Origin of the sequence: Aeromonas sp. PI_26 (genome assembly GCF_027854445.1) — a bacterium.
Taxonomy (GTDB): Bacteria; Pseudomonadota; Gammaproteobacteria; order Enterobacterales; family Aeromonadaceae; genus Aeromonas; species Aeromonas veronii.
Map to the genome: position 1 here is coordinate 1 of NZ_JAJNOE010000022.1, position 25,399 is coordinate 25,399.

22 protein-coding genes are annotated in these 25,399 nt (G+C 59.7%); 13 read left to right on the forward strand and 9 right to left on the reverse strand.

The genetic code is table 11. The features are described 5' to 3' along the window. Positions 1–120 precede the first annotated feature (120 nt). Genes hemG through pepQ form a run of 4 tightly spaced genes read right to left on the reverse strand, consistent with a single transcriptional unit; the run spans position 121 to position 4,086 of the window. A complete protein-coding gene (hemG, locus tag LRL22_RS18490; protein WP_005339483.1) occupies positions 121–645 on the reverse strand; it encodes a menaquinone-dependent protoporphyrinogen IX dehydrogenase in 525 nt (174 codons plus the stop codon). Between the two features lie 7 nt (positions 646–652). Further along, entirely contained in the window at positions 653–2,110 is a 1,458-nt protein-coding gene (locus tag LRL22_RS18495; RefSeq protein ID WP_005339482.1) for a TrkH family potassium uptake protein, read from the reverse strand. Between the two features lie 36 nt (positions 2,111–2,146). Then, on the reverse strand, positions 2,147–2,764 hold the full coding sequence (locus LRL22_RS18500; RefSeq protein ID WP_043825947.1) for a YigZ family protein: 618 nt from the start codon (positions 2,762–2,764) through the stop codon (positions 2,147–2,149). Next, positions 2,764–4,086, reverse strand: a complete 1,323-nt coding sequence (pepQ, locus tag LRL22_RS18505) for a Xaa-Pro dipeptidase (RefSeq protein WP_270906070.1) — start codon at positions 4,084–4,086, stop codon at positions 2,764–2,766. The genes LRL22_RS18500 and pepQ overlap by 1 nt, the downstream gene beginning before the upstream one ends. Positions 4,087–4,277: 191 nt before the next feature. Here pepQ and LRL22_RS18510 point away from each other — a divergent pair, with 191 nt between their 5' ends. From LRL22_RS18510 to LRL22_RS18535, 6 genes are all read left to right on the forward strand, one after another. Further along, positions 4,278–6,215 carry an acetoacetate--CoA ligase gene (locus LRL22_RS18510; protein WP_270906071.1) on the forward strand — a complete coding sequence of 646 codons (1,938 nt, stop codon included), beginning with the start codon at positions 4,278–4,280 and terminating at the stop codon, positions 6,213–6,215. A 204-nt stretch (positions 6,216–6,419) separates the two neighbouring features. Further along, the gene (fadB, locus tag LRL22_RS18515) at positions 6,420–8,567 is read left to right on the forward strand and encodes a fatty acid oxidation complex subunit alpha FadB (protein ID WP_270906072.1); all 2,148 of its coding nucleotides are present in this window, start codon (positions 6,420–6,422) and stop codon (positions 8,565–8,567) included. A 21-nt stretch (positions 8,568–8,588) separates the two neighbouring features. After that, positions 8,589–9,752: an acetyl-CoA C-acyltransferase FadA gene (gene fadA, locus LRL22_RS18520; RefSeq protein WP_005355952.1), complete on the forward strand. Its 1,164-nt coding sequence runs from the start codon at positions 8,589–8,591 to the stop codon at positions 9,750–9,752. 278 nt (positions 9,753–10,030) lie between these two features. Further along, entirely contained in the window at positions 10,031–10,753 is a 723-nt protein-coding gene (locus LRL22_RS18525) for a response regulator (RefSeq protein ID WP_005339475.1), read from the forward strand. Beyond that, positions 10,750–12,195: an ATP-binding protein gene (locus LRL22_RS18530; RefSeq protein ID WP_005339474.1), complete on the forward strand. Its 1,446-nt coding sequence runs from the start codon at positions 10,750–10,752 to the stop codon at positions 12,193–12,195. The genes LRL22_RS18525 and LRL22_RS18530 overlap by 4 nt, the downstream gene beginning before the upstream one ends. A gap of 4 nt (positions 12,196–12,199) precedes the next feature. After that, entirely contained in the window at positions 12,200–13,438 is a 1,239-nt protein-coding gene (locus tag LRL22_RS18535; protein ID WP_270906073.1) for an ABC transporter substrate-binding protein, read from the forward strand. A 75-nt stretch (positions 13,439–13,513) separates the two neighbouring features. Here the strand turns inward: LRL22_RS18535 and LRL22_RS18540 are convergent, their stop codons facing one another. Beyond that, positions 13,514–13,705, reverse strand: coding sequence for a hypothetical protein (locus tag LRL22_RS18540; RefSeq protein WP_005339471.1), 192 nt, complete (start codon positions 13,703–13,705; stop codon positions 13,514–13,516). A 169-nt stretch (positions 13,706–13,874) separates the two neighbouring features. Between LRL22_RS18540 and tusA the strand changes: the two genes are divergently transcribed. Beyond that, a complete protein-coding gene (tusA, locus tag LRL22_RS18545) occupies positions 13,875–14,120 on the forward strand; it encodes a sulfurtransferase TusA (RefSeq protein WP_005339470.1) in 246 nt (81 codons plus the stop codon). Positions 14,121–14,141: 21 nt separating this feature from the next. Next, on the forward strand, positions 14,142–14,489 hold the full coding sequence (locus LRL22_RS18550; RefSeq protein ID WP_270906075.1) for a RidA family protein: 348 nt from the start codon (positions 14,142–14,144) through the stop codon (positions 14,487–14,489). Positions 14,490–14,633: 144 nt separating this feature from the next. Here LRL22_RS18550 and LRL22_RS18555 read toward each other — a convergent pair whose 3' ends face one another. Then, positions 14,634–15,290 (reverse strand): OmpA family lipoprotein, encoded by a 657-nt coding sequence (locus LRL22_RS18555; protein ID WP_005339468.1) that lies wholly within the window; start codon positions 15,288–15,290, stop codon positions 14,634–14,636. A gap of 129 nt (positions 15,291–15,419) precedes the next feature. Continuing rightward, a complete protein-coding gene (locus tag LRL22_RS18560; RefSeq protein ID WP_270906076.1) occupies positions 15,420–15,992 on the reverse strand; it encodes a DNA-3-methyladenine glycosylase I in 573 nt (190 codons plus the stop codon). Between the two features lie 222 nt (positions 15,993–16,214). Here LRL22_RS18560 and glyQ point away from each other — a divergent pair, with 222 nt between their 5' ends. The 5 genes from glyQ to LRL22_RS18585 all read left to right on the forward strand — a co-directional run bounded on the left by glyQ (position 16,215) and on the right by LRL22_RS18585 (position 22,077). Further along, a complete protein-coding gene (glyQ, locus tag LRL22_RS18565) occupies positions 16,215–17,138 on the forward strand; it encodes a glycine--tRNA ligase subunit alpha (protein WP_005339464.1) in 924 nt (307 codons plus the stop codon). A gap of 9 nt (positions 17,139–17,147) precedes the next feature. Next, complete coding sequence (gene glyS / locus LRL22_RS18570; protein WP_270906077.1) at positions 17,148–19,217, forward strand: glycine--tRNA ligase subunit beta; 2,070 nt, start codon at positions 17,148–17,150, stop codon at positions 19,215–19,217. Between the two features lie 774 nt (positions 19,218–19,991). Beyond that, positions 19,992–20,186: a hypothetical protein gene (locus tag LRL22_RS18575; RefSeq protein WP_270906078.1), complete on the forward strand. Its 195-nt coding sequence runs from the start codon at positions 19,992–19,994 to the stop codon at positions 20,184–20,186. A 518-nt stretch (positions 20,187–20,704) separates the two neighbouring features. Further along, positions 20,705–21,469 (forward strand): EAL domain-containing protein, encoded by a 765-nt coding sequence (locus LRL22_RS18580; protein WP_270906079.1) that lies wholly within the window; start codon positions 20,705–20,707, stop codon positions 21,467–21,469. A 113-nt stretch (positions 21,470–21,582) separates the two neighbouring features. Continuing rightward, positions 21,583–22,077: a DM13 domain-containing protein gene (locus LRL22_RS18585; protein ID WP_270906080.1), complete on the forward strand. Its 495-nt coding sequence runs from the start codon at positions 21,583–21,585 to the stop codon at positions 22,075–22,077. 142 nt (positions 22,078–22,219) lie between these two features. On the opposite strand, the gene LRL22_RS18590 is transcribed toward LRL22_RS18585, so the two are convergent. Beyond that, entirely contained in the window at positions 22,220–24,415 is a 2,196-nt protein-coding gene (locus LRL22_RS18590) for a methyl-accepting chemotaxis protein (RefSeq protein WP_270906081.1), read from the reverse strand. Between the two features lie 219 nt (positions 24,416–24,634). Beyond that, positions 24,635–25,339 carry a GntR family transcriptional regulator gene (locus tag LRL22_RS20425; protein ID WP_270906082.1) on the reverse strand — a complete coding sequence of 235 codons (705 nt, stop codon included), beginning with the start codon at positions 25,337–25,339 and terminating at the stop codon, positions 24,635–24,637. Positions 25,340–25,399 lie beyond the last annotated feature (60 nt).

Below are 25,399 nucleotides of genomic sequence, written 5' to 3' on the forward strand. Positions count from 1 at the left end.
GGAAAACTGCAAAAAATGGCACTTTTTACAGTTTTTCGGTTCAACCGTTGCTTTATTAAACAAAAGCCCCGCATCAGCGGGGCTGTTTCGGGCAAAAAACCCTTAATTCACATCACGCTGCTACCTTTTTGACCAGAATTCGCGGGCAAAGCTGCGCACCTTTTCCCAATCGGTAAACTCAATGTCCTTACTGGTGTCAGTACTGCCACCGGTAATCTTCATGATCAGCTGGATGATGCGCGTCTGCCACCAGTTATAGCGGGAGTACTGCAGCGCACCGGCAAACACACCCAGGGTTTTCGGCTTCCAGGGAGAGAGGCGCAGGAACTTCTTCATATAGGCATTGGTTTGCGGCGTCTGCTTCTCTGGCTTGCGGGCCGTCAGGTTGACACAGAAGAAGGCCGCATTGGCCACCTCCAGCTGCTCCTGATGAGCGTGAATAAAGCTGAACAGGCTGGGGTGGAAGTTGCCATAACGGATAGAGGCGCCGATCAAGACCTTGGCATACTTGCTGAGGTTGCACATCGGCAAGGTGTGCAGGTCGTGCATCACCACTTCGCATCCCGGCATCTGCTCCAGCATGACATCGACTATTTTGCGGGTTTGGCCATCCCGAGAGGAATAAAGCACCAGAATCTTGTCCATAACAACCTCAACTACGCCAGAATGCAGGAGTAAACAGTACCAGAAGCGTGAAAATTTCCAATCGGCCAAACAACATGGCCAACACCAGTACCCACTGGGCCGCTGGCGAGATATTGCCGAAGTTGGCTGATACCTCTCCCAAACCTGGGCCTACGTTGGTGAAAGCCGCAGCAACAGCGGTGAATGCGGTCACTTCGTTCAGCCCCGTCATCAGCAACAGCAGCATGAACATAAAGAAGAGAATAATATAGGTGGCGAAGTAGCCCCACACCGCCTCGACGATGCGCTCGGGCACCGCCCGATTCCCCAGCTTCAAGGTATAGATGGCTCTGGGGTGAACCAACCGCTTCAACTCGCGCATCCCCTGCATGAACAGGATCATGAAACGCATCACCTTGATACCGCCGCCGGTACTGCCTGCACAACAGCCAATAAAGGCGGAGAACATCAGCAGCATGGGCAGGAACGAGGGCCAATCGGCATAGGTTGTGGTGCTGTAGCCGGTGGTGGTCCCCAGAGAGACCGCCTGGAAAAGACCGTGGTTGAGCGCCTCTTGCCAGGTGGCGTAGTGTCCGTGGGTCAGCAAGGCGACAAAGCAGATCATCACCAGGGTCGCCTGGATGGCCAGAAACACCTTGAGTTCAGAATCGTAAAGGTAGCGACCGAGCCGCACCGGACGGTGAGAGAAGACGGTAAAGTGGAGCGCAAAGTTCACGCTGGCCAGCAGCAGGAACACCACGGTAATCAGGTTGATGACCGGACTGTTGAAGAATCCGATGCTGGCATCGTGAGTGGAGAAGCCACCGACCGACAGAGTCGAGAACGAATGGCAGACCGCATCGAACAGCGTCATCCCGGCGAGCCAGTAGGCCAGCGCACAGAGTGCGGTGAGCAGCAGATAGATGAACCAGAGCGCCTTGGCCGTTTCGGCGATGCGCGGCGTCACCTTGGTATCCTTCACCGGCCCCGGGATCTCGGCGCGATAGAGCTGCATGCCCCCGATCCCCAGCAGTGGCAGAATGGCCACCGCCAGTACGATGATCCCCATCCCCCCCAGCCACTGCAGCAGCTGGCGATAGAACAGAAACGCCTTGGGCAGATTATCGAGCCCGGTCAGTACCGTTGCCCCTGTGGTGGTCAGGCCGGAAAAAGACTCGAAGAAGGCCTCCGAGACCGACATATCCGGCACATCGCTCATGATGAAGGGCACCGCCCCCACACTGCCCAGCACAGTCCAGAACAGCACCACGATGAGGAAACCCTCTTTCGAGCGCATCTCCTTCTTGTGATAGCGATTGGGAAACCAGAGCACCACGCCGAGCAGCAGAGCGATCAGAAAAGAGCTGACGAACTCGGCACCACCACCATCCCGATAGCCAAAGGCCACCAGTGCAGGCAACAGCATGGTCGAGCTGAACAGCGCAACCAGCAGGCCAACAATGCGAATAATGCTCAGAATGTGCATTACAGCTCCCTTTCCCCAATTAAAGAGCGATGGATTCTAGCCATCTAAGGGACTGAGGGATACCCGCCCATGAGTCCGGTCGGTCAATTCACGGTCCACCTGAGCCCAAACCGAGGACTCCCACGCCACCTGCAAGGTGACCTGCTGACCGTAATCCGCCGCCAGCAATTCGCCATTATGGCTACTGATCAGCGACTCGACCGTCCCCATGTCACCGTAATCGCAGTGAATGAGAGAGGGAGTGCGTGGCACCTTGAGCAGGGTGGGCAGTTGCTTGAGGGCGGCACCGACACCGCCTCCATAGGCTTTGACCAGCCCACCGGTGCCAAGCTGGATGCCGCCGTAGTAACGCACCACCACGGCACAGATTTCACCGATCCCCGAACCCATCAGCTGGGCCAGGATCGGTTTGCCCGCGGTACCGGACGGTTCGCCATCATCGCTGAAGCCGTAAACCTGGCTATCTTGCGGCGCGCCCGCCACAAAGGCCCAGCAGTGGTGGCGAGCGGCCGGATGTTGGCGCTTGATCTCGTTGACCCACCCCTTGGCCGCCTCGACGGTCGGGGTGTGGGCAATCAGGGTAATGAAGCGGCTCTTCTTTATCTCTTCGGTCAACTCCAGCGGGGCAGCCGGAATGGAGTACGCTGCCGCCATCAGAGTCCTGCTTGTCTGGTCATGTTTTCCACCCCGTTAGCATGCAGCACCACGTTGTCTTCGATGCGGATGCCGCCGAACGGCCGCAGCGCCTCCACCTTGTTCCAGTTGACTCGCTTGCCCTGTTCGCCCTGACGCAGCGGCTCCAGCAGGCTGTCGATGAAGTAGAGACCGGGCTCGATAGTGAACACTTGGCCTACCTCCATCACCCGGGTGCAACGCAAATAGGGGAACGGCTCGGGAGCGGCCAGATGGGTGCCGCGCTCATCCTGCATGAAACCACCCGCATCGTGCACCTGCAAACCGAGGAAATGGCCGAGACCATGGGGGAAGAAGACGTTGGTCACCCCGGTGTGGATCATCTCGTCTACCGACATATCCACCAGCTCGGTCGCTTGCAGCAGGCGCGCCAGCTTGTGGTGCATCTGCAGATGCAGCTCGCTGTAGCGACGACCCGGTTTGATCTCGCCGATGATCTCCTGCTGCTGCTCGTCGAGGGCGGCAATCAGATCGGCAAACTCGCCGCGGCGCCACGCCCAGGTACGGGTGATATCGGAGGCATAACCGTGGAAATCGACGCCCGCATCGATCAGGAAGGAGTAACGCTCGGCATCAGGCACCCGCACGGCCGAGAGATGGGTGTAGTGAAGAATGGCCGCATTGCGGTTGATGGCGACGATATTGCCGTAGGGCGCCTCATTGGCCCCCTGCCCGACCGCCTTCATGTAGGCCAGATTGATTTCGAACTCGCTCGCCCCTGCCATAAAAGAGTCCTTGGCCGCGATATGACCACGGACACCGATGCGGTTCGCCTCGCGCAGGCACTCCAGCTCGTAGGGGGTCTTGTAGGCACGGTGATAGTGCAGGTAGTTGAGCACCGCCTCCGGATTGGGCTGGGTCAGCCCCAGCAGCTCGGCCACCTCCAGATGGCCCCCCAGATAGGCCCACTCCTGCTTGTTGGCAGGTAGATGGTCGGCCACCTGTTCCGGCCGGGTCAGGAAACGAATATCGAAGAACTCGACCCAGAAGGCATTGGGCAGATCCGCTACTTTGTGCCAGAAATCCACCGGGCGGTAGAACAGCAGGATTGGTTTGTTCACCCCGTCCACCAGCAGCCAGCAGTGGGGATTGTCCAGCACCGGCAACCAGGCCTTGAAGTGGGGGTTTACCTTGAACGGGTAATCCTGATCATCGAGGAAGATGCGGTGAGTCTGGCCGGAGTGGATGGCCAGTCCGCTGAGCCCCTGTTGTTGCAGAATGTCGCGGGTGCGCTGCTGCAAGGTATCGAGGTGCTGGGCAAAAAGTTGGCTGTAGCTGCTCATGGCGTCCTGCTCCGAGGTGAATGTGATTGCAGCATAACATCAAGCGCTTGGCGGCTCGACCCGTCAAGCTGCCGCTTCGTGAGGTAACGCATACGTTACAAACGTGTTTGTTATCAACAGAAAACCAGTTATTAACAAATCAAAAACAATTCAATACACTGCCGGTAGATACATGAAGTCAGGGATTACTCATGGACAACCTCTGCCTGTGGCAACCGGATCCGCTCGGGATGCAGCAATCCAACCTCTACCGTTTTATGGCGGAGGTGAACCGTTTCCACGGCTTGCAGTTGCAGGACTACCCGCAGCTTTATCAATGGTCGGTGGAGAAAACCACCCGTTTCTGGCCGCTGGTATGGCAGCACTGCGGCGTCAAGGGGGAGCTCGGCAACATAGTGGCGGAGAACCGTCAGGATATGCAGCGCACCCGCTGGTTCCCCGACAGCCGCCTCAACTTCGCCGAAAACCTGCTGCGCCGCCAGGACGAGAGCCCGGCCATCATCTCCCGCATCGAAGGGAGCCCAAGTCGCACTCTGAGCTGGGGTGAACTGGGGGAACAGGTTGCTCGGCTGGCGCAGTGGCTGCGTCATCAGGGGATTGGTCGTGGCGATGTGGTCGCCGCCTATCTGCCCAATATCCCGGAAACCGTGGTAGCCATGCTGGCAACCACCAGTCTGGGGGCGATCTGGACCTCCACCAGCCCCGACTTTGGCGAGGCCAGCGTGATAGAGCGCTTCGGCCAGACCCGGCCACGGGTGCTGTTTGCGGTGGATGGCTATCGCTACAACGGCAAAGCTATCGACATTCAGGACAAAGTGGCAGGGGTCGTCAGCCAGATCGACAGCATAGAGCAGACGGTGATGATCCCCCTGCTCGGCAACCCGTTGCAGCTTGGCCACGACTGGCAACAAGTGCTGGCGAGCCAGCCGGACGCCACCCTCCAGTTCGAGTCCATGGCTTTCAACGACCCGCTCTACATCCTCTACTCCTCCGGCACCACCGGCAAACCCAAGTGCATCGTGCACGGTATTGGCGGCACCCTGCTGCAACATCTGAAAGAGCACCAACTGCACTGCGACATCAAGCCGGGGGAGCGAATTTTCTACTTCACCACCTGCGGCTGGATGATGTGGAACTGGCTGGTGAGCGCCCTCGCCTCCGGCGCAACTCTGGTGCTCTATGACGGCTCGCCGTTTTACCCGGATGGCAACGTGCTGTGGGATCTCGCCCGTGACGAGCAGGTCAGCTTGTTCGGCACCTCGGCCAAGTATCTCGATGCGTTGCATAAACAAGGCTATGCCCCTATCAAGACCCACGACTTGCCGCACTTGCGGCTGATCTGCAGCACCGGCTCAGTGCTGTCGCCGGAGGGGTTCGACTACGTCTACCAGCAGATCAAGCAGGATGTGCAGCTCAGCTCCATCTCAGGTGGCACCGACATCTGCTCCTGCTTCGTCATCGGCAACCCGCTCAGCCCGGTCTATCGCGGCGAGAGCCAAGGGCGTGGCCTCGGTCTCGCGGTGCAGGTGTTCAACGAAGCGGGCCAGCCAGTGCAGGGGGAGAAGGGCGAGCTGGTCTGTACCAAGCCGTTCCCGGCCCAGCCCATTTACTTCTGGGGTGACGAAAATGGCGACAAGTACCACGCCGCCTACTTCGAGCGGTTCGACAACATCTGGTGCCACGGCGACTGGATCGAGCTGACCCCGACCGGCGGCATTCTGTTCTACGGTCGCTCCGACGCCACCCTCAACCCGGGCGGCGTGCGCATCGGCACCAGCGAGATCTATCGCTACGTCGAACAGCTCGACGAAGTGGAAGAGAGCATCGTCATCGGCCAGCAGTGGCAGCAGGACGAGCGGGTGGTGCTGTTCGTCAAGCTCAAGGCGGGCTGCAAGCTGGATGAGCCGCTGCGCGAGCGGATCCGCCAGCAAATAAAGCAACATTGCACCGCCCGCCACGTGCCCGCCCGCATCCTGCAGGTGGATGCCATCCCCCGCACCAAGTCCGGCAAGATCGTCGAACTGGCGGTGCGTGAAGTGGTACACAACCGGCCGGTCAACAACACCCATGCCCTCGCCGATCCCGAGGTGCTGAACCAGTATCGCAACCGGCCGGAACTGGCCAGTTGATAACAAACTCACATCTATCCGGGGCGCCGCAAGGCGCCTCTCTTTTGCCTGTTTTGTGATGAAGAGCTTTTACTCGAGATCTGTTAAACAAATGTTTTAAATAGGTGTTGAAAATGTCTCCTTTTGGATCAATAGTGAGCCTCGCCCCCTGCTGGGGATTAAGGAGCACCACTCCCCACTGAGTGGGAACAAGGAGACACTCTCATGATCTACCAAGGCGAAACCCTGTCGGTCAGCTACCTCGAAAACGGCATCGCCGAGCTGAGGTTTGATGCCCCGGGTTCAGTCAACAAGCTGGATCGCGCTACCCTGCTCTCCCTGAGCGAAGCGATCGCCGCACTACAACAAGAACGTGAACTAAAAGGTCTGATCCTCACCTCCGGCAAAGACGCCTTTATCGTCGGTGCCGACATTACCGAATTCCTGGAACTGTTCGATCTGCCGCAAGAAGATCTGCTCGGCTGGCTGAAAAAGGCCAACGACATCTTCAATGCCATCGAAGATCTGCCGGTTCCGACCCTCTCCGCCATCAAGGGCCACGCCCTGGGCGGCGGCTGCGAGACCATTCTCTCCACCGACTTCCGGCTGGCTGACACCAGCGCCAAGATTGGCCTGCCCGAGACCAAACTCGGCATCATGCCGGGCTTTGGCGGCACAGTCCGTCTGCCGCGGGTGATCGGCGCCGACAACGCGCTTGAGTGGATCACCACCGGCAAGGATTACCGTGCCGATGACGCCCTCAAGGTGGGCGCCATCGATGCCGTGGTCGCCCCGGACGCACTGCAGATCGCTGCGCTGCAGATGATCAAGGACGCCATCGCGGGCAAGCTGGACTGGCAGAGCCGTCGCGCCGCCAAAAAAGCCCCGCTGCGCCTCTCCAAACTGGAAGCCATGATGAGCTTCACCACCGCCGCCGGCATGGTTGCCGCCGTAGCGGGCAAACACTATCCGGCGCCGATGACTGCGGTGAAAACCGTCGAGGCCGCCGCAGGCATGGGCCGTGACGAGGCTCTGGTGGCCGAGGCACAGGGCTTTATCAAGCTGGCCAAGACCGATGTCGCCAAGGCACTGGTTGGTATCTTCCTGAACGATCAGCACATCAAGGCGCTGGCCAAGAAGGCGGCCAAGCAGGCGAGCAAGGCCACTGGCCACGCCGCCGTACTGGGAGCCGGCATCATGGGTGGCGGCATCGCCTACCAGTCTGCCAGCAAGGGCATTCCGGCGGTGATGAAAGACATCAACGAGAAGGCGCTGGCACTTGGCATGGGCGAAGCCACCAAGCTGCTCAACGGCCAGCTCGAAAAGGGCCGCATCGATGGCATCAAGATGGGCCAGGTGCTCTCCGCCATCACCCCGACCCTCAGCTATGACAACGTCAAAGGCGTGGACGTAGTGGTCGAAGCCGTGGTCGAGAATCCCAAGGTGAAAGCCGCCGTACTGGGCGAAGTAGAAGGGATCATTGGTGAAGACGCCGTGCTCGCCAGCAACACCTCCACCATTCCCATCTCCCTGCTGGCCAAGGGGCTGAAGCGCCCGCAGAACTTCTGCGGCATGCACTTCTTCAACCCGGTGCACCGCATGCCACTGGTGGAGATCATCCGCGGCGAGCAGACCTCCGATGAAACCATCAACCGCGTGGTGGCCTATGCCGCCGCCATGGGCAAGTCCCCGGTGGTGGTCAACGACTGCCCGGGCTTCTTCGTCAACCGGGTGCTGTTCCCCTACTTCTTCGGCTTCAACAAGCTGGTCGCCGATGGCGCCGACTTCGCCGCCGTCGACAAGGTGATGGAGAAAGAGTTCGGCTGGCCCATGGGCCCCGCTTACCTGCTGGACGTAGTCGGTATCGACACCGGCCACCATGCCGGTGACGTGATGGCGCAGGGCTTCCCGGCACGCATGAGCAAGGAAGGTCGCACCGCCATCGACGTGATGTACGAAGTGAACCGCTTCGGTCAGAAAAATGGCAAGGGCTTCTACGCCTACGAGCAGGACAAGAAGGGCAAGCCGAAGAAGGTGGCCGACGCCACTGCTTACGAGCTGCTGGCACCCATCGCCAAGCCGAAACAGGATTTCGACAAGGAAGCCATCATCGCTCGCATGATGATCCCGATGATCAACGAGGTGGTGCTCTGTCTGGAAGAGGGCATTGTCGCCACGCCAGCCGAAGCCGACATCGCACTGGTCTACGGTCTGGGCTTCCCTCCCTTCCGCGGCGGCGTGTTCCGCTATCTGGACACCATTGGTCTGGATCGCTACGTGGCCATGGCCGACCAGTATGCCGACTTGGGCCCGCTCTACCGCGTCAGCGACCGCTTACGCGAGATGGCCGCCCAGGGCAAAACCTTCTACTGATTGCGGAAAGGAGATCCATTCATGAAAGACGTAGTCATTGTCGACTGTATCCGGACCCCGATGGGCCGGTCCAAGGGCGGCGCCTTCCGCAACGTGCGTGCAGAAGATCTGTCCGCGCACCTGATGAAATCCATCCTGCTGCGCAACCCCAACCTCGACCCGAACGAGATCGAAGATATCTACTGGGGCTGCGTGCAGCAGACCCTGGAGCAGGGCTTCAACATCGCCCGCAACGCCGCGCTGCTGGCCGGCATTCCGAAGCAGGTAGGGGCGGTTACCGTCAACCGCCTGTGCGGCTCCTCCATGCAGGCACTGCACGACGCCTCCCGCGCCATTCAGGTGGGTGACGGGGATATCTTCATCATCGGCGGCGTCGAGCACATGGGTCACGTACCGATGAGCCACGGCGTCGACTTCCACCCCGGCATGGCCAAGTCGGTGGCGAAAGCCTCCGGCATGATGGGACTGACCGCCGAGATGCTCGGCAAGCTGCACGGCATCAGCCGCCAGCAGCAGGACGAGTTTGCCGCCCGCTCCCATCGCCGCGCTCACGCCGCCACAGTGGAAGGGCGTTTTGCCAAGGAGATCGTCGGGCTGGAAGGCCATGACGCCAGCGGCGCCCGCTTCTTCTACGACTACGACGAGGTGATCCGCCCGGAGACCACGGTCGAAACCCTGAGCCAGCTGCGCCCGGTGTTTGATCCGGTCAACGGTACCGTCACCGCCGGCAGCTCCTCGGCCCTGTCCGATGGTGCCGCCGCCATGCTGGTGATGAGCGCGGATCGCGCCAAGGCCCTCGGCCTCACGCCGCGCGCCAAGGTACGTGCCATGGCCATCGCCGGCTGTGACGCTGCCATCATGGGTTACGGCCCGGTGCCGGCCACCCAGAAGGCGCTCAAGCGTGCCGGTCTGACTGTCGGTGATATCGACCTGTTCGAGCTGAACGAGGCGTTTGCCGCCCAGTCCCTGCCCTGCGTGAAGGATCTGGGTCTGCAGGATCAGGTGGATGAGAAGGTGAACCTGAACGGTGGCGCCATTGCGCTGGGCCACCCGCTCGGCTGCTCCGGCGCCCGCATCTCCACCACCCTCATCAATCTGATGGAGGAGAAGGATGCCACCCTGGGGGTTGCCACCATGTGTATCGGTCTGGGCCAGGGCATCGCCACCGTGTTTGAACGGGTGTGATAACCAGCCGGATCGACCGGATGCACTACTGAGAGTTGTCCCTTTTCGGGGCCAGTCTGACTGGCCCCTTTTCAAGTCTGTGACGATCGCCACACGGGGTGCTCGTCAGTGGTCAGAAGCTGTCTGTTGGCCGTCCCGTTTGGGTCGGCCTTTTTTCGTTTTAATATTATCAATAGGCTGTTATTGCCTGAAACCTCACATTAGATAGGGGGCTTGCTTGCTTTTTACTCCCCCGACAGGTTCAATCTGCACAAAAAAATGGGTGGATGCACATACATATGTCAATGAGCAAACAACTGCTGATCGTCGATGACGACCAAGAGATCCGCGAGCTGCTCAATGAGTACCTGACCCGGGCGGGCTTTCAGGTATTGACGGCGGCGGAGGGCAATGAGATGCGCCAGCAACTCGCCCAGCACAGCCCGGACCTGATTATTCTGGACATCATGATGCCCGGCGAGGACGGTTTTACCCTCTGCCAGCAGATCCGTCGTGACTCCCAGGTGCCCATCATCATGCTGACCGCCGCCTCCGACGAAGCGGATCGGGTGATCGGTCTGGAACTCGGTGCCGACGACTATATCGCCAAGCCGTTCAGCCCCCGTGAACTGCAAGCCCGCATCAAGGCGCTGCTGCGCCGCGCCGAATTCCGCCAGCCGGAAAAAGAGAAAGAGCCGAGCCGCCGCCTGCGTTTTGCCGAGTGGACCCTCGATACTCTGAGCCACCAGCTGACCCATGACGATGGCAGCCTGCTGGATCTCTCCGGCAGCGATGCCATGCTGCTCGGCATGTTCCTGCAACAGCCCGGCGTGGTGCTGGATCGCGACACCATCTCGGATGCCACCCGCGGCCGCGAAAGCCTGCCGATGGAACGCGGCATCGACGTACAGATCAGCCGTCTGCGCCAGAAGCTGGGCGACAACGGCAAGAGCCCGCGCATCATCAAGACCATTCGCGGCAGCGGCTACATGCTGATTGCCGAGGTGCACGAGCTGCCATGAGCAACAAGTGGTCCTGGGGGGCGCTGGTGCCCCGCTCCCTGTTGTCACGGATGATCCTGCTGCTGTTGCTGGCCATCCTGCTCTCCCAGACCATTCTGACCGGCATCTGGATGCAGCAGATCCAGAAGCGGGAACTGGAGGGGATGCTCAGCACCACCCGCAACCTCGCCATGTCTGCCGCCTCCACCGTCAACTTCTTCAAATCCCTGCCGCTGCAGTATCGCCATATCGCGCTGGACCAGTTGCGCAACATGGGGGGCAGCCGCTTCTTCGTCTCGCTCAACGAGGAAGAGATCCACATTAACGCCATCCCCGACAGCGAACGCAAGACGCAGGTGCTGGAGGAGGTGCAGGGCGTGCTGACCCGCAAGCTCTCCGACGCCATGGCGATCAAGGTGGACTTCTCCCGGCCCGACGACCTCCACGTCTTCAACAACGACACCCTGCTGGCGGATCTCCCCTCCTCCTGGGCTCGCTACACCCTGTCGCTGGAGCCGCTCAATCCGCCGGTGCTGGTGACCCAGATCGAGATTGAAAAGGGGGAGTGGCTCTATCTGGCGGCACTGCTGCCCGCCCCCTACATGACCCTCGACGATACCGTGATGCCGAGCAACCAGGTGCGTTTCATCGCCCTGATGACGGTGTTCCTCTGCTTCTTCACCTTTATGCTGGTGCGCTGGCAGACCCGGCCGCTGCGCCGTCTCGCCAAGGCAGCGGTGAATCTGGGCAAGGATATCGATCAGCCTTCGCTCAAGGAGGAAGGAGCGTCGGAAATCGTGGCGGCGACCCGCGCCTTCAACATCATGCAGCACCGCATTCGTCGCTATATCGACGATAGAGAGCGGCTGTTCAGCTCCATCTCCCACGACCTCAAGACCCCCATCACCCGACTGCGGCTGCGGGTCGAACTGCTCGACGACGAGGTGCAAATCGCCAAGTTCAACAAGGATCTCGATGAACTGGAGCTGATGGTGAAAGGGGCGTTGCAGACGGTCAAAGAGACCGACATTCACGAGAATATCGAGGAGATCGACATCAACGCCCTGCTTGAACAGATGGCGGAGTCGATGAACCTGCACGACGAGCGGCTGACCATCGAAGGGCACTGCAAGTGGCCCTACCGCGGCAAGCTGCTGGCGCTCAAACGCTGTATCGGCAATCTGGTGGACAACGGCATCAAGTACGGCCAGCGGGTGCGCATCATCATCATGGATGACGAGGAGATGCTGATCCTCTTCATCATGGATGAGGGCCCCGGCCTGCCGGACGATCAGTTCGAGCGCATCTTCGAGCCCTATTACCGGCTCAGCACGGATCAGGCTGGCACCGGCCTCGGCCTTGGCATCGCCCGCAACATTGCCCACGCCCACGGCGGCGATCTGGTGCTGGAAAACCGTCCGCAAGGTGGCCTGCAGGCCACGCTCTCCCTACCAAGGCAGTAACCTTATGAAGTGGTTGTCTTTTTCTGTCATTGCCCTGCTCTCTGCTCCCGTTGCCGCCTCCCAGGTGGAGGTACTGCACTGGTGGACGTCCGGCGGCGAAGCGAAAGCGGTCGAAGTGCTCAAATCCGAGTGGACCAAACAGGGCAACCAGTGGAACGACTTTGCAGTGCAGGGAGGCGGCGGCAAGAGTGCCATGACGGTATTGAAGAGCCGGGCATTGGCCGCCAACCCGCCCGAAGCAGCTCACCTCAAGGGCTATGAGCTCAAGGAGTGGGCCGGGCTCGGCTTCCTGCGCGATCTCACCCCCATGGCCGAACACCTCGGCTGGTACAGCCAGATGCCGCCCATGGTGCGTGCCACCCTCAGCCAGAATAGCGCCCTGATGGCGGTGCCCACCGGCATCCACCGGGTCAACTGGCTGTGGCTCAACCGCAAGGTGTTCGAGCGCAACAAGCTGACTCCGCCCACCGACTGGGCCCAGTTTGTCACCGTCGCCGACCAGCTTAAAAAACGGGGCATCACCCCGCTCGCCATCGGTAACGAGCCCTGGCAGCTGGCGGTACTGTTTGAAACGGTGGCGATCGGTGAGGGCGGAAAAGAATTCTATCGCAAGGCGTTCCTCGAGCAGGACAGCGCCACCCTGACCGGCCCCGACATGGTGCGGGTGTTGACCCGTTTCCAGCAGCTGCGCGCCTACGTCCCGCAAAAATACGCCGGTCTGAAGTGGCATCAGGCCACCAACCTGCTGGAGAGCGGTGGCGCCGCCATGCAGGTGATGGGCGATTGGGTGAAGGGTGAACTGAGCGCGGGCAACTACCGGCCGGGTGAGGATATCGCCTGCCTGCCGAGCCCGGGCAGCGCCGGACTGTTCAGCTACAACCTCGACTCCATCGCCATGTTCAAACAGCGGGATCCGGCCCAGTTGCAGGCGCAGGGGGATCTGGCCCAACTGCTGATGACGCCGCAATTCCAGGAGGAGTTCAATCGGGTGAAGGGGTCTATCCCGGCGCTGACCAATCCCGACATGAGCAAGTTCGACCGCTGCGCCGTCCGTTCCTATCAGGATTTCCTGCTGGCGGAAAAGCAGGACAACCTGCTGCCCAGCATGGCGGAAGGGATGGCGACGCCGACCAATATGCGGCAGGCGATCCTCGATGTGCTGAGCAACTTCTTCAACGACTCCAAGGCCAACCCGGAGCAGACGGCGCTGCATCTGGAGCGGGCGATGCGCTCGACCCGCTGATCCGGGCACATTGCCAAACGGCAGAAATGACAAAGGCGGAATTGCTCCGCCTTTGTTGTTGAATCGTCATCCGATTCAGGATTGATCGTTCTCGTCCTCATCCTCGTCATAGTAATCGCTGAGCTCGATCCAGAGCCCCAACCCGACCATCACCATGGAGCCGAACCAGGTACCGGTGTTCCCGATCGGGCTGCCCATCACTATCATGGCGAAGGACAAGAACCCCATGCCTGCATAGGCTTGTAATCTGCCGTAGGAGACCTGCATATTCACCTCCTTGTTGAATATGGTTCAATTTTTATATTACTCGTCCGGCGCAAGCTGGATAGGGCTGAATAACATTTCGGTTACATATGCTGGTTGATGGGGTGTTTGTTTGATTATTTTTTAGCCCTGAGTATCATTGGCAGCCGAATAGGTTGAAGGTTGATAATAGATGAGTGATTTATTCTGCGGCGCAACCCACGAGTTGGACGCAATCGGGCTTCGTTGCCCGGAACCCGTTATGATGGTTCGCAAGAAAGTGCGGCTGATGGCGGATGGCGAGACCCTGCTGGTCAGCGCCGACGATCCTTCAACCACCCGCGACATCCCCAGTTTCTGCCGCTTTATGGATCACACCCTGGTCGCCAGCGAGACAGAGCAGGCCCCCTACCGCTATCTGATCCGCAAGGGTCAATAAGTCCTCGTACCGGAGCACTCCATGACAACCATTACCCGAATCGGCACCACCCAGCGTTGGTCTGACGTGGTCATCCACAATGGCACCCTCTACGTGGTGGAAGTGCCCGTCAGCGAAGACGCCGACATCCACCAGCAGACCCGCGAAGTGCTGGCAAGCCTGCAACGCCTGCTGGAAGCCAACGGCTCCGGCGTCGACAAGATCCTGATGGCCAACATCTATCTCAAAGACATTCAGGACATCGCGGCCTTCAACGAGCAGTGGGATGCCTGGATTCCGGCAGGCACCGCCCCCGTGCGCGCCTGCGTACAAGCTCGCCTGGCCCACGAAGGCTACAAGGTCGAAGTACAGCTGACAGCGGCTGTCTAAGAGGCGGTTATCCCCCTCATCCCCGCCCCTTCTCCCACGAGGGGAGAAGGGAGCAAGCAACAAGGGGCCATTGCTCGCAACGGCTCCAATAGAAAGGCCCCGCCATTACTGGCGGGGCCTTTTCGTTACCGAAACCTGAACGACTTAGGCGGTCGGGGTCAGGGTAATGGTCACGCGGCGGTTCTGGGCTTTGCCAGCGGCGGTGCTGTTGGTAGCAACCGGCTGATCCGGGCCCACGCCGGTGGTGGAGATGCGGCTACCTGCTACGCCCTGACCAATCAGCTGGGCGGCAACGGCATCGGCACGATCGCGGGAGAGCTTCATGTTCAGGTCGCGGGAACCGGTACTGTCGGTGTGACCGACCACGTTCAGGCGGGTCTTGTCGAACTCGGCAACGACCATGGCCACACCGGAGAGGGTGTTGGCACCGGCCGCTTTCAGCTGGGAGCTGGAGCTGTCGAAGGTGACGTTGTTCGGCATGTTGAGGATCAGCTCATTGCCATTGCGGGTCACGCTGACGCCGGTGCCCTGCAGCTTCTCGCGCAGCTTGGCTTCCTGCACGTCCATGTAGTAGCCGATACCACCACCCAGCGCCGCGCCAGCAGCAACGCCGGTCAGGATGCCCTTCTTGCGGTCACCCTTGCTGGAGGAGAGCGCACCTACGGCCGCACCGGCAGCGGCGCCAGCCAGCGCGCCCCAGGCACCTTTGGAGGTCTGGGATTCACCTGTGTAGGGGTTGGTGGTACAGCCGCTCAGGGCAACGGTCAGTGCCAGAGCTGGCACCAGGATCTTGGCTCGCATGAAAAAACCTCTGTGAAAACAATCCGGCACCATGCCGGGGGCCGGATTGTAACGTGCTGGCACGCCATTGTCTGACGCAAGCCTGAACAGATGGCGAGAGTGGTGTTTTTTTGGGCAATCGGCGGGTTGTCAGCGCGGTAACTGACACTCGGCGTGGCAAGGACAGCTGACCAGATGATCGTTCACCATCCCCACCGCCTGCATAAAGGCGTAACAGATGGTGCTGCCGACGAAGGTAAAGCCGCGTTTCTTGAGCGCTTTGGACATGGCATCCGACTCCGGTGAGGTCGCCGGAATGTCGCCATTGCCCTGGCGCTGGTGGACGATGGGGGCGCCGCCCACGAAACCCCACAGATAATCGACGAAGTCGATGCCTTCAGCCTCCAGCGCCAGATAGGCGCGGGCGTTTTTGATGATCGACTGCACCTTGAGCCGGTTGCGGATGATGCCGGTGTCCTGCATCAGCCGCTCCACATCCTGCTCGTCGAACTGCACGATACGCTGCGGATCAAAGTCGGCATAGGCGCGGTAATAGCTCTCGGTGCGCTTGAGGATGGTGATCCACGACAGTCCCGCCTGCTGGCCGTCGAGGCAGAGCTTGGCAAACAGCTCGCGGGCGTCATAGACCGGCCGGCCCCACTGTTTGTCATGGTATTCAATGTATTCCGGATCTTTGGTCACCCAGGCGCAGCGCAGTTCCATTTCCTCTCCCTCGTTATTTCAGCGGTTTGCCCGACCCTGCCCACTCTGCAGGCGGCACTGCTCACATCATATACCGGACATCCCGCCCGACCAGCCAGAGCGCAGCACCATCCCGCGAATCCGCTGCAATTTCGCCTATTATCCGACCATGCCAGACGGTATACTCCCTCGGTTCACATTCAGCAAATCTTGCTCTGATTTTCACTTCGCGCGAAAAAAATTATGCAAAAATTCGATGTCAAAACCTTTCAGGGCCTGATCCTGCAGCTGCAGGACTATTGGTCCCGCCAGGGCTGTACCATCATTCAGCCGCTGGATATGGAAGTGGGTGCCGGTACTTCCCACCCCATGACCTGTCTGCGTGCCCTGGGCCCGGAGCCCATCGCCTGCGCTTACGTGCAACCGTCCCGCCGTCCGACTGACGGCCGCTACGGTGAAAACCCGAACCGCCTGCAGCACTACTACCAGTTCCAGGTGATCATCAAGCCTTCCCCCGACAACATTCAGGAACTCTATCTGGGCTCCCTGAAAGAGCTGGGTATGGATCCTGAAATCCACGACATCCGCTTCGTGGAAGACAACTGGGAAAACCCGACTCTGGGTGCCTGGGGTCTGGGTTGGGAAGTGTGGCTGAACGGCATGGAAGTGACCCAGTTCACCTACTTCCAGCAGGTGGGCGGCCTCGAGTGCAAGCCGGTCACCGGCGAGATCACCTACGGTCTCGAGCGTCTGGCCATGTACATTCAGGGCGTGGACAGCGTCTACGATCTGGTCTGGTCTGACGGCCCGCTGGGCAAAACCACCTACGGCGACGTGTTCCACCAGAACGAAGTGGAGCAATCCACCTACAACTTCGAACACGCAGATGTGGAGTTCCTGTTCCACTGCTTCGAGCAGTACGAGAAGGAAGCCCAGAATCTGCTGGCACTGGAAAAACCGCTGCCGCTACCTGCCTACGAGCGCATCCTCAAAGCCGCTCACTCCTTCAACCTGCTGGATGCCCGCAAGGCCATCTCGGTCACCGAGCGTCAGCGCTACATCCTGCGCATTCGCACCCTGACCAAGGCCGTGGCAGAGGCATACTACGCCTCCCGCGAAGCGCTGGGCTTCCCTATGTGTCAGCGCAGTGAGAACAAGCAAGGTTAAGGAACGGACATGGCACAACATACATTTCTGGTAGAGATCGGTACTGCTGAGCTGCCGCCCAAAGCCCTGCGCTCCCTGGCCGAAGCCTTTGCCGACAACTTCAAAGCCGAACTGACCAAGGCCGATCTGGCCTTCGGCGACGTCGAGTGGTTTGCCTCACCGCGCCGTCTGGCGCTGAAGGTGAGCGAGCTGGCTGGCGAACAGCCGAGCAAGAGCGTCGAGAAGCGCGGCCCGGCCGTGGCGCAGGCGTTCGATGCCGAAGGCAAGCCGACCAAGGCTGCCGAAGGCTGGGCCCGTGGCAACGGCATCACCGTTGAGCAGGCCGAGCGTCTGGTCACCGACAAGGGCGAGTGGCTGGTTCACACCGCCAAGGTCGAAGGCCGTCCGGCCAAAGAATTGCTGGGCGAACTGGTTAGCCAAGCACTGGCCAAGCTGCCGATCCCGAAAATGATGCGCTGGGGCGACAAGACCATCCAGTTCGTGCGTCCGGTCTTCACCGTGACCCTGCTGCTGGATGGCGAGCTGGTTCCCGCTCACATTCTGGGTATCGACTCTGCCCGCACCATCCGCGGCCACCGCTTTATGGGCGAGAGCGAGTTCACCATCGACAACGCCAGCCAGTACCCGCAGATCCTGCAGGAGCGCGGCATGGTGATTGCCGACTTCATGGCGCGCAAGGCCAAGATCAAGGCTGACGTTGAAGCGGCCGCTGCCGCCTTCGGTGGCGTGGCCGATCTGGACGACGCCCTGCTGGAAGAAGTGACCGCACTGGTCGAGTGGCCGGTGGTGCTGACTGCCAACTTCGAAGAGAAGTTCCTGGCCGTGCCGGCCGAGGCACTGGTTCACACCATGAAGGGTGACCAGAAGTACTTCCCGGTCTACGACAAGCACGGCAAGCTGCTGCCGAAGTTCATCTTCGTCACCAACATCGAGTCCAAAGACCCGAGCCAGATCATCAGCGGCAACGAGAAGGTGGTTCGCCCCCGTCTCTCTGACGCCGAATTCTTCTTCAAGACCGACCTCAAGCAGACCCTGGCCTCTCGCCTGCCGCGCCTTGAAACCGTGCTGTTCCAGCAACAGCTGGGCACCGTCAAGGCCAAGGTCGAGCGTATCGAGACCGTTGCCGGCTTTATCGCCGAGCGTATCGGTGCCGACGTGGCTCAGGCCAAGCGTGCCGGTCTGCTCTCCAAGTGTGACCTGATGACCAACATGGTCGGCGAGTTCACCGACACCCAGGGTGTCATGGGGATGCACTACGCCCGTCACGATGGCGAAGATGAAGCAGTGGCCGTGGCCCTCAACGAGCAGTACATGCCGCGCTTTGCCGGCGATGCCCTGCCGTCCGGTCTGGTTGCCTGCGCCGTCGCGCTGGCCGACAAGTTCGACACCCTGGCCGGTATCTTCGGCATCGGCATGCTGCCGAAGGGTGACAAGGACCCGTTCGCCCTGCGTCGCGCCGCCATCGGTGCCCTGCGCATCATGACCGAGAAGCAGCTGGATCTGGATCTGGTTGAACTGGTTGAAGAAGCGGTACGCGTCTACGGCGACAAGCTGACCAACAAAACCGTCGTTACCGACGTGGTCGACTTTATGCTGGGCCGCTTCCGCGCCGCCTATCAGGACGAAGGCATCGGTGCCGACGTGGTGCTGGCCGTACTGGCCCGCCGCCCGACCCGTCCGCTCGACTTCGATCGTCGCGTCAAGGCCGTCAGCCACTTCCGCACCCTGGATGCCGCACTGGCACTGGCTGCCGCCAACAAGCGCGTGAGCAACATTCTGGCCAAGGTTGAAGGCGAGTTGCCGACTGCCGTCAAACCGGAACTGCTGGTCGATGCCGCCGAGAAGGCGCTGGCCACCCAGGTTGCCGAACTGCAAGCCGAACTGGCCCCGCTGTTCGCCGCCGGTGACTATCAGGCTGCCCTCACCCGTCTGGCCGCCCTGCGCGAGCCGGTCGATACCTTCTTCAACGAAGTCATGGTGATGGCCGACGACGAGGCCCTCAAGGCCAACCGTCTGGCACTGCTGAACAACCTGCGCAACCTGTTCCTGCAAGTGGCGGATATCTCGCTGCTGCAGTGATGTTGGTTGGGTAGGTGATATTAAAAACGGCGCCGTAAGGCGCCTTTTTTGTATCACGAGAACACGGTGTTACATATTTACAACATTTAGTCTCTCTTTGATCCCACCTTATCAATGTAGTGGGTGTGTAGTCGTCCCACACACCCAGAGCAGGTCGATTTATTTGTATAGCGATAGCAGTATCAATTGGAAAGCACTATTGGCTGGCGTGGCACAGCAAGCTGTATTCACACACTAGAGGAATTGCGGCATATGGTTACGCCTAAGGCTAGATGAGGTCGGTACAGTTGTAAAAACGGCTTTTACAACATAGACAGCTCGAACTCTTGATGTCGTGACGAAAAACTGTAGGCAGCTGAAGTGGGAAATCCCCCAAGAGGATTATTAACTCTTCGAATCTGAAGATATGGCTTGTACGAAAAACGAGCCATGTAAAGTAGATGGTTGACTTTTAAAAAAACGTTTTATTTTTAAATAAGTTATCCACAAGTTTGCGGTAAGTAGACACTGTCCCACTCGTCTAAAAACCTGTTCTGGATCAATAAATGATCCGAAGATATTGTGCCTAATATATGCATCGAGAAGACACTCATTCGCGCTACAACCACTATATGTGGTGTTTTTTTTAATAAATCACGCGATATGCAGTGCCAGACCATCAGGTTTCATGAACACCATAAACATTACAGTAAAAGGAAATGATATGACATCAACAATGCAGGAAACCTTGGTTTCGCAAGCAATATTCACCAACGCCAACAAAGGGAGGGCAGCATGCTCGACGATGGCAATGACAGTCGGAAAGACGACAAAAACAAAGCCACTTCACAGAAGTCCATGAAGTGGCTGATTGGCAAGCTAATTGATGTAACCATCACATTCGCTTTAGAGCAGTTTTTGCAGTCTATAGGTGGTCAAAACTTGGCGGTTATGGAGCACCTGAACGCTGCAATCAATATGCTAATTTAACTCATGGGGGCTTCGCCCCCTTTTTAGTACGCCATTTGGCGCAATTAATACGGTGTTAATATAACCGAGGTTGTTCACTCCGTGCAACTCGACAACCCAGCCAAAAATCTCCATTTCTCCCCTATAGAAACCAGAGCAGCAAAACCAAAGTTGCTTACGCACTGATTTTCTTTCTATTTTATCAGATGAAAATGTGCGGAAAAAACGCATGACTTTTTCATATCGAAATCGCTCTGACTTCTATAAGAAGGGCAAACCAACGGTCGGTCAGGGTCAGCCAGATCTCGTAGGTCCGATTAGCCGTCAGGCGTAATCGGACGTTCGCGTCAATGGACTCTCCCACCATAACGGCCAGCCAAGTTTCCCCCCTCCAGCTGGCCGCCCCTGTTTCATGGCAATAACCGCAACCAAAGCCTCTCGATCGTCCGATTACGCTTCGCTAATCGAACCTACAGGGGGGTGATGAGCTGTTATCATTTGAGACAGTGCCCAGCGCCGCCACGCCCAAGAGGAAAGTCATGGATATACCTGCCGCCCCATCCCCCGCCATCTGCCAGCTGTGTCAGGAGAAAGCAGATCTCGACTTCGATTTCACCATGGCCTTCCAGCCCATCGTCGATTGCAGCAAGCGCACCATCTTCGGCTACGAGGCGCTGGTGCGAGGGCTCAACAACGAGTCGGCGCAGAGCGTGATTGCCCGGGTCAACGACGGCAATCGCTACCGCTTCGACCAGCTGTGCCGGATCAAGGCCATCGCGCTGGCCGCCCGGCTCGAGATGCGGGGAATGCTGAGCATCAACTTTCTGCCCAATGCGGTCTACCGCCCGGAGCGCTGCATCCGCACCACCCTGCAGGCGGCCCGCGAGCACCTCTTCCCCATCGAGCAGATCATGTTCGAGCTGACCGAGGTGGAGCAGGTGCAGGATAGCCAGCATCTTCGCGGCATCGTCGATCACTATCAGGCCCTCGGCTTCAAAACGGCGATCGATGACTTTGGCGCCGGTTACTCGGGTCTCAACCTGCTGGCCGATTTTCACCCCAATATCGTCAAGCTCGATATGCACCTGCTGCGCGGCATCGACCATGACCCGACCCGGCAAGCCATAGTGCGCCACTCTCTGGCGCTGTTTGTGGAGTTGCAGATCACCCCGCTGGCGGAGGGGATCGAGACCCGCGAAGAGATGGCCTGCCTGCGGGAGATGGGCATCAACCTGATGCAGGGCTACCTGTTCGCCCGCCCCGGCTTCGAAACCCTGCCAGAAGTGGATTTCGCCAGCCTCTAAGCCATATCAACCGCGGCTGCGCAAACATCCGGCTCCATAGCGCTGGATGACAAGCGGTTTAGCCAGCACCACTGCTATGATGCTGGCACCTGTTCATCAACGACCGAGATATCATGAAGCGCAAAACCATGGCCCTGCTGCTGGGCACCCATCTGCTGGTCGCGGCGGCAGGCTTTGCCGCCGGTGTCTACACCCTGCCGCTCCTGATCGCGCCACCCGCCCCTGATACCGAGCAGGTAGCGGCCAGCCAGCAGCAAGCGAGATTCCACGGCACCTTTCGCCGGGATCTGAAAGACAGCGATCGGCTGCACTGGGGAGAGGGCAAGGTGAGCATAGGGCCGGATGCCGTCAGCCTGATGGGCAAGCTGGCCCCCGGGCCGGACTACCAGCTCTACCTCTCCCCCGAGTTTGTCGAGACCGAAGCCGATTTTGCCCGCCTAAAGGATCAGATGGTGCGAGTCGGGCCGGTGAAGACCTTCGACAACTTTATCGTGCCGCTGCCCGCCACGATCGATCCGGCCCGCTACAGCAGCGTGATCGTCTGGTGTGAAACCTTCGGCCAGTTCATCACCGCCGCCCGTTATCAGGATCTGCGTCCGGAGCAGTAACCTCGCCCCAGACCCGCACCATGAAAAAGGGCTGACATCGCTGTCAGCCCTTTGGCTATCCGCCTGCTCGTCATTAACGCTCCGGCTTGGTCATCTCCCGCAGCAGCTGATCGATGCAGCCCACTACCTGTTCTGAGTTCTGCTAGATCTCGCGGTAGAGCGCCTCAGCTTCTTCATGCTTGTGCTGATTTTTCAGCTCGATAACCTGCTGGATCACCTGATGCAGTCTGGCGTGGGGGGCGGCCATCGCCCTGAAGGCGGGTTGATCGCCGCAGCATGCCTGCCCTTCGCTGAAGTACCAGTGGCCAAGGCGGCACTCCTTGTCACTGACCGCCTCGCTGCGCGACAGTCCCTCCTGCCCATCCAGATAGGCGCGCACCCGGGTCTTCCAGCCCATGTGAGCGGCGCGGGCGCGACTCAGCACCATCCGCACGTTGGAACCATCCTGGAACTGCCCGGCCAGATCCCCCAGCTTGTCCACCAGGGTCGCCACATGGCTGGCGATATGGGCGGTATCCCGCGCCACCAGCGTGGTGGCCTGGGAGATCTCGTGGACGATGACGATATTGCGGGTGATCTCGTCGCTCACCGAGGACTGCTCCTCCGAGGCAGCGGCGATCTGGGTATTCATGTCGCGAATGCTGTTGACCGCCCCCTTGATCCGGCCGAGGGCTTCCCCCGCCTGATTGGCCCGCTCCACCGACTCCCCCGCCCGCGAGACGCTGTGTTCGATCATGGTTACCGTGGTGCTCACCGCCCGTTGCAACTGCTCTATGGTGCCGCGGATCTCGGCGGTGGAGTGTTGGGTGCGGCCAGCCAGCGAGCGCACCTCGTCGGCCACCACCGCAAAACCGCGCCCCTGTTCACCGGCCCGGGCCGCCTCGATGGCAGCGTTGAGGGCCAGCAGGTTGGTCTGCTCGGCGATGGACTGGATCACCGCCAGCACCGAGCCAATCTGCTCGCTGGCCTTGGCGACCTCTTTCACGGTGTTGCCCGCGCTGGCGATCTCCTCGGCCAGCTGTTCGATCATGTTGACGCTCTGCTGCACCACCTCATCGCCGGTGACCGCCTGATTGTCCGCTTCGTTGGCCGCTTCGGCCGCCTGCGCCGTGTTGTTGGCCACCTCGTGTACCGTGCTGGTCATCTCGGTCATGGCGGTGGCGAGCTGGGTGGTCTGCTCCTGCTGGCGCGTCATGCTGCCAAGGTTGCCCGCCGCACTGCGCGACAGCCGCTCACTCTCGCCAGCCAGTTCGCCCAGAGTAGCGGTGAGCTGGCTGATGGTGTCGCGGATCTTGGCAACAAAGCCATTGAACGCCGACCCGAGCCGGCGGATCTCCTCCGGCCCCGCCACCGGCAGCTTGCTGCCGAGATCGCCGGAGCCATTGGCCAGCGCCTCCAGCGCCTTGACGCTGTCGAGCAGCGGACGGCTAAGACGCGCCAGCAGCAGCACCAGCGCCACCGCAATCAGAGCGGTGCCAAGTAGCGCGATCATTACCATCTGCCAGCTCTGGCGTACCAGCGCGGCTGCCACCTCACTGTGATCACGCGCCAACTCGATCACCCCGACCGCCTTGCCGGAGAAGTCGCGCAACGGTGCCGCCATCACCAGAAAATCGCTCCCCTGCTGCTTGATGGTGGTGAAGCGGCTCTCTCCCGCCAATACCTCCTGATACCAGTCCACCGACTCACCAAGCATGGAGGTACCAGTCAGCATAACGGGCTTACCCTGTTCAAACAGATAGATGGCAAAGCGACTGTCCTTGCCCAGCAGATCGGCAAACAGCGAGGTGTCGAGGGCGCGGCCAAACTCCACCGAGCCGACCGACTGACCATTGAAAGTGACCGGCACTACGCCGCGGATCCCGGTGCCCCCCTGACCGGTCTCCAACCCGCCGACCGGTTGATGATTGCGGTTCACCTCGACCACTGCCAACCGTGTAGTAGAGAGGTCGTCGCCATGATTTGCGGGCTTGTGTACCCGATAAAGGGAAGTAGCCGGGGGAATGTGAAAGTGAAACTGCTGGATCCCCTGCGCCTTGATAGCGGGCCAGAGCGGATCAAACAGATTGGCGAGGGTCTGCCAATCCTTGTCGGCCACCGCCTTTGCTGCATCCGGCCGCTGGGCGATCAGAGTCGCCGCCAGCACGGTTTCATGGCTGGTGTTTTTGATCACCGCTTCCACATTCTGGAGCTGGCTCCGCAGTGCAGCCTGCTCGGCCGCGAGCGCCCGCTGGCGATTTTCAAACAGATTAAAGGTAAGCAGCACCACGGCGAGCAATACGATGCCGCCGATTGCCAGCAGCGTGATCTGGTGACCCAGCTTGCGAGGGGGGAACATAAGACACCATCCTTGACAGTCATACCCAACCTACAGGATGGAACGGTTAAGTCGGGAGTCCATCAGAACTTAACCCTTTGTTGATATTGATCAAACGATTAACAGGCAAAATGCGAGGCAGCTCAAACGGGGGGAATATCCACCATATAGAGGGCCATTCCCTGCTTCGTGAGAGACCCTGCATCCAGCCAATAACCAACCCGCAGGCTGGCGAGCGGATTAACGAAAACGGTGCAGATGGTAGTCGACATGGTAGTCGTTACCATTGCGGAACATGATGGAGTAGTTGAGGAACTCTCCGCTCTCGCTGTATGAGAGCGAGGTGAGCCGCAGGATAGGTGCCCCCTGCTCGATATGGAGCAGCTCGGCAGTAACCCGATCCGCCAGCACGGCACTGAAGCACTCATAGTTGCCCGCAATCGCGATGCCGCACTCCCGTTCGATGTAGTCGAATTTGGACCCTTCCAGATGGGCTACCGACAGATTGCGAAACAGTCTGACCGGCATATAGCTCTCTTCCAGCAGCAGTGCCCGACCATCCACCGAGCGGATCCGGCTTGAGTAATAGACGGGTTCATTCACCTTAACCCTCAGCTGACTGGCGATGGCCGGTGGCGCGGGCATGGTACGAAACTCCAGTACCTGGCTGGTCAATGTGCGCCCCTGCTCGCGCATCAGTTCGGTAAACCCGCTCAGACCTTTGGTCTCATGCTGGACATCCTTTTTTGTCACATAGGTGCCGCTGCCGTGGCGCCGCTCGACCAGTCCCCACTCGATCAACATATCTACCGCTCTGCGAATGGTCATGCGGGAGACGCCATACTGTTCTGCCAGCGCTTTTTCGCCCGGCAACACATCTCCCACCCGGCACTCGGCACCGTTTACCCTGATCCTGAGTCGGTCAGCCACCGATTTATAGATCACTGCTAGACATCTCCTGTGGTCACAACGCCAACCATCTTATTCTTAAGTAAGTGGATAAAT